At 69.2% G+C, this 2,591-nt stretch carries 2 protein-coding genes; both read left to right on the top strand.

The window, feature by feature from the left end; all coding sequences use genetic code 11:
* Nucleotides 1-1,735: phosphoenolpyruvate carboxylase (ppc, locus tag AC1DOC_RS28770; RefSeq protein WP_478131027.1), on the top strand; the 1,735-nt coding region annotated here is incomplete at its 5' end.
* Nucleotides 1,732-2,307 (top strand): hypothetical protein, encoded by a 576-nt coding sequence (locus AC1DOC_RS28765; protein ID WP_012746519.1) that lies wholly within the window; start codon nucleotides 1,732-1,734, stop codon nucleotides 2,305-2,307. The genes ppc and AC1DOC_RS28765, both read left to right, overlap by 4 nt.
* The last annotated feature ends 284 nt before the right edge of the window (nucleotides 2,308-2,591 follow it).

The raw sequence follows: 2,591 nt of genomic DNA, 5'->3' as shown, positions 1-2,591 counted from the left end.
GGCCGCGCGCCACGCCGTGCCGCCGCAGAACCCCTATGCGAAGGCCGAGGAATTCCTGGACGACCTGCGCACGGTGGAAGAGTCGCTCGTCGAGAAGCACGGCAGCGTGCTGGCGGCGCCGCGCCTGCGGCCGCTGATCCGCGCGGTCGAGGTGTTCGGCTTCCACCTGGCCACGGTCGACCTGCGCCAGAGCTCGGACAAGCACGAGGCCGTGATCGCCGAACTGCTGGCCACCGCGCGCATCGAGCCGGCCTACGCCTCGCTGGCCGAGGAAGCCAAGCAGACGCTGCTGCTCAAGCTGCTCGACGACGCGCGTCCGCTGCGCGTGCCCGATGCCGAGTACTCGCCGCTGGCGCAGAGCGAGCTCGCGATCTTCGCGGCCGCACGCACCGCGCGTGCGCGCTACGGCGCGGCGGCCATCCGCCACTACATCATCAGCCACACCGAGACGGTGAGCGACCTGCTCGAGGCCCTGCTGCTGCAAAAGGAAGTGGGCCTCCTGCGCGGCGCGATGAACGGCAAGGCCACCTGCGACCTGATCGTGGTGCCGCTGTTCGAAACCATCGAGGACCTGCGCAATGCCGCGCCCATCGTGCGCGCCTTCTATGCGCTGCCGAACATCCAGGCGCTCATCGAGCGCTCGGGCGCCGAGCAGGACGTGATGCTCGGCTACAGCGACAGCAACAAGGACGGCGGCATCTTCACGAGCAACTGGGAGCTCTACCGCGCGGGCATCGCGCTGGTGGCGCTGTTCGACGAGCTCAACAAGAAGAAGGCCCATCCGATTCGCCTGCGCATGTTCCATGGCCGCGGCGGCACGGTGGGACGCGGCGGCGGACCGAGCTACCAGGCGATCCTCGCGCAGCCGCCCGGCACGGTGCGCGGCCAGATCCGCCTCACCGAGCAGGGCGAGGTCATCGGCTCGAAGTACGCCAACCGCGAGATCGGCCGGCGCAACCTCGAGACGCTGGTGGCCGCCACGCTCGAAGCCACGCTGCTGCCGCAGGCCAAGTCGGCGCCCGCCACGTTCCTGTCGGCGGCCGGGGAGCTGTCGAGCGCGAGCATGTCGGCCTACCGCAAGCTGGTCTACGAAACCCCGGGCTTCGGCGACTACTTCTTCGGCTCCACGCCGATCCGCGAGATTGCCGAACTCAACATCGGCTCGCGTCCCGCCTCGCGCAACCCGAGCCACAAGATCGACGACCTGCGCGCCGTGCCATGGAGCTTCAGCTGGGGCCAGTGCCGGCTCACCATTCCCGGCTGGTTCGGCTTCGGCTCGGGCGTGGAGCAGTTCCTGGCCTCGGCCGCAACGCCGGCCGCGCGCAAGGAGCGCACTGCGCTGCTGCGCCGCATGTATGCGCAGTGGCCGTTCTTTCGCACGCTGCTCTCCAACATGGACATGGTGCTGGCCAAGAGCGACCTCGCGCTGGCCTCGCGCTACGCCGAGCTGGTGACCGACCGCAAGCTGCGCCAGAAGGTGTTCTCGATGATCGACACCGAATGGCACCGCACCTCCGATGCGCTCACGCTCATCACCGGCGCCAAGCAAAGGCTCGAAGGCAACGCGGAGATGCAACGCTCGGTGCGCCACCGCTTTCCGTACATCGATCCGCTGCATCACCTGCAGGTCGAGCTGATGCGCCGCTACCGCGCGGGCGAAGGCGGCGAGCGGCTGCAGCGCGGCATCCACATCTCGATCAACGGGGTGGCGGCCGGCCTGCGCAACACCGGATGACGGCCAATGCACCGAAGGGCAATGCCTCCACGATGACCACCATCCAGTCCCGCCGCAGGCTCATCGTCCTCATCCTGCTGGGCCTGGCGGTCGCGGGCGCGATCGTGCGGCACTACGCCGAGCGCGGCACGACCACGCGCGACATCGGCACGCTGCTGATGGTGCTGTGGGTGCCGATCATCGGCAACGTCATTGCCTGGCTCATCGGCAAGCTGCCGCGGCGCGCGGCGCCGGCCGAGCCCGCGGGCTTCGATGCGGCGCGCGCGTTCACGCCCCACTTCCTGGCCGAGCTCAGGCTGCGCCCGCCGGCACTGCCTTCGCACGATGTGCCGCTCGCGCCGGGCGAATACCGCTGCGCGCTGGTGGTCGGCAACGAAGGCTTCTCGGCGCGCTGGTTCGTGCCGCCGGGTGGAGCGCTCGCGCGGGGCAAGCCGCATGCGCTCGACATCGAGCTACTGTCGCCGCAGACCGCCGGCCCCCGGTTTCCTGCCGGTGCGGCCTTTCGCGTGCTGGTGGGCGATTCGTTCATTGCCGATGGGCGCGTGCTGGAGCTTCGCGCACCGCATATCTAGGGCAGGTGGGGAACGGCAAAAGGGTCGATTGTTCGCCGCCGGGAAACTGACTACTGCCGGCAGGCCCCTTGGTGGCGGGCCTGTCCGCCCGGACACTGGGAAGCCTTTCGCAACAACGTGTCGGTATGCGCTTGCCGACGCGGTCCAGGACTTCTTCCCATGATGAATTCACCCAGCAGCAACCCCTGCATCGACGATCTTGCGCCCGAGCCCGCCAGGACCGCCCGCTCCGCCTGGCTGGCGGTCGGCTCGATCGCCGTCGGCACCTTTGCCATGGTCTCGAC

This window comes from Variovorax sp. 01T439_2 (assembly GCF_056398445.1).
Note: the sequence above shows the minus strand (reverse complement) of the source record. Positions and strands in the feature narration are given on the sequence as shown.

Coding starts and splice junctions, on each gene's coding strand:
- AC1DOC_RS28765 (WP_012746519.1), top strand. CDS start 1,732: ATGACGGCCAATGCACCGAAGGGCAATGCCTCCACGATGACCACCATC.